The sequence below is a fragment of the Spiroplasma sp. hyd1 genome (assembly GCF_016082235.1).
Taxonomy (GTDB): Bacteria; Bacillota_I; Bacilli_A; order Mycoplasmatales; family Mycoplasmataceae; genus Spiroplasma; species Spiroplasma poulsonii.
This window is the reverse complement of sequence record NZ_JXYY01000093.1, coordinates 1-2,273: the sequence shown is the minus strand read 5'-3', so window position 1 is coordinate 2,273 and position 2,273 is coordinate 1. Positions and strand designations below refer to the sequence as shown.

The window sequence follows — 2,273 nt, the reverse complement described above, 5'->3', positions numbered from 1 at the left end:
TCACTATTTTTTTTAAAAATATTTAATTTACTTGCATAGTAAAGATTATTATTTTTATCAAATGAAAAATATGATATAGCTTCGTTATTTTTAACAACACTGATAGAATTATTATTATTTACTTCTAATTTTTTAATTTCTAGTAAATTATTAGTTAAATAATAAATATTATTTTTATTATCTATATTTAATTGATAAGCTCCATCACCATTGTTTATTTTGATATAGTTATTTTCTGTTTTTTTAAATTCATATATACCAGTATCACCACAAAAATAAAATTTATTATTAACTTTAATGAAATCAGTAAATTTTTTATTTTCAATTTCTTTTACAAATAAAGTAACTACTTTATTTTCAGAAAGTAAATAAATTTCTTTTAAGTAATTATTATTAAAATTCATAAAATATAATGTTTTATTATCTTCTTTATCAATAAAAATATTTCTAGTATTTTCATTAAAAATATTTTTGTCAGATAAAAAAAAATCATTTTTGTATTTTTCATTATTAATTAATAAAATATTATTTTTATTGTCTTTTTTATTAAAACTAGTGGCAATCACATTTGGCATTGCAGTTCCCATAATAGTTAATACACTTAATAAGCTTAGTAATTTTTTCATTGCATGTATTCCTTTCTAAAATTGTGATTATTTTGTTATGTTGCTAAGTTAATAATTGATATTTTTTTGATACTAAATAATAGTAACATAAAATTTTAACTATTGTGCTGATGAAATATTTAGAGCAATTTAAACCAAATAATTTAACTTAGTTGCATACAAAAAACCCTTATAAAATAAGGGTTTTTCATTGCTTGTTTTGTCATCGTCGTTTGTGGCGCACTGAAAGTTATTTTTGTGGGTAAATGGTAATAAAAGTTAAAAAAGTATATATAAATATAAAATATAATAATTTATATTTATATATACATATAAATAATAAATATGTTATAATATTTTTGTATTTAAAGAAAGGAATACATGCAATGAAAAAAATAACATTTGCAAACAGTAAGGGTGGGGTAGGCAAAACAACATGTACATTAGGACTTGTTAATATACTTTCTTCAATTGAAAAGAAAGTATTATTGTTTGACCTTGACCCGCAAGGAAACTTAACAAATTCATTGATAGCAAATTACATTGATAGTAATAATATTGAAAAATGATTTAAATCAGATTCAACAACAGAAGAGTTATTAAATACATTTATTCAAACAGATAATTTAAATGTTGTTATTGTTCCGTCTTGAACAGAACTTGCCAATAAAATTTTATCTGAATTAGATAAAAATTCTTTTGGCATAACAATATTTATGAAAAATATTGAAAAAATACAAACTGTGCTAAGTGAAATATTTGATTATATTTTCTTTGATACATCACCGAAAGCAGACAAACTACTTACAAGTATGTTACTAGCTTGTGATTCTATTATTGTTCCGATTGAACCCCATTTGTATTCATATCAAGGTATTGAAGTTATGACTAAACCATATCAGGAAGCTATAAATTCAATAAATAGTTTTGGTGGAACATTAAAAAATCAGATTAAATATTTTTTTGTTAATAAGGTTAAAAAATCAAAATTTCATTCTGTAATGCTTGAATTAATTGGTAATTCAAATATTAATGATAAATTATTAAATACAATGATTCCAGATACAATTTCTAGACAACAAGAAACAATTGTTAATAAATATAGAATTACGGAAAAAAATCCTTTTTATAATTTATATTTAGAATTATTAGAAAAGGATGTTTTTTAATGAGTGAAAAAAAATTAAGTGCATTAGAAAAATTAAAATTTATTGCTGAAGAAAAAATTAATCATCAAGATTCAAAAATAATTCAAACAGAAAGCAAAGAAAATAAAAACAATATTATTGAATTAAATAACAGTCCTATTTTTAAATCTTGTAAGCAAGAATTAAAAACAATTTCAATTGATACTGAAACGAAAAAAATGATAATAGAATTAAAAAAATGAGGTGTACCAATTAATAATTCTGCTTTATTTAGATTAGCAGTAAAAGAATTTTATAATGAATGAAAAAAGGAACAGAATAGATAACAACTGTGGTAAATAACAAATTATGTTATAATTTGCTTACCGAGATATTTTTATCTTTGGTACCTAGCCCAATGTATCAAATATCAAATACTCTTTTCTTGTAATAAAAAAACACCATCTTTAATTAAAGATGGTATAATATGAATGTAAAATTTAAAATAAATAAAAATTTTGTGATACTAAATTGTCTAAGC

The 2,273-nt window shown here is 20.9% G+C and carries 3 protein-coding genes; 2 read left to right on the top strand and 1 reads right to left on the bottom strand.

Features of this window, described 5'->3' with window-relative positions:
• The coding region (locus TS70_RS06355; protein WP_198049754.1) for a hypothetical protein at positions 1 to 626 on the bottom strand (626 nt) is incomplete at its 3' end.
• Positions 627 to 991: 365 nt separating this feature from the next.
• Between TS70_RS06355 and TS70_RS06350 the strand changes: the two genes are divergently transcribed.
• Complete coding sequence (locus TS70_RS06350) at positions 992 to 1,774, top strand: ParA family protein (protein ID WP_198049753.1); 783 nt, start codon at positions 992 to 994, stop codon at positions 1,772 to 1,774.
• Positions 1,774 to 2,079, top strand: coding sequence for a hypothetical protein (locus TS70_RS06345; RefSeq protein ID WP_198049752.1), 306 nt, complete (start codon positions 1,774 to 1,776; stop codon positions 2,077 to 2,079). Before TS70_RS06350 ends, TS70_RS06345 begins: the two co-directional genes overlap by 1 nt.
• Positions 2,080 to 2,273: the final 194 nt, after the last annotated feature.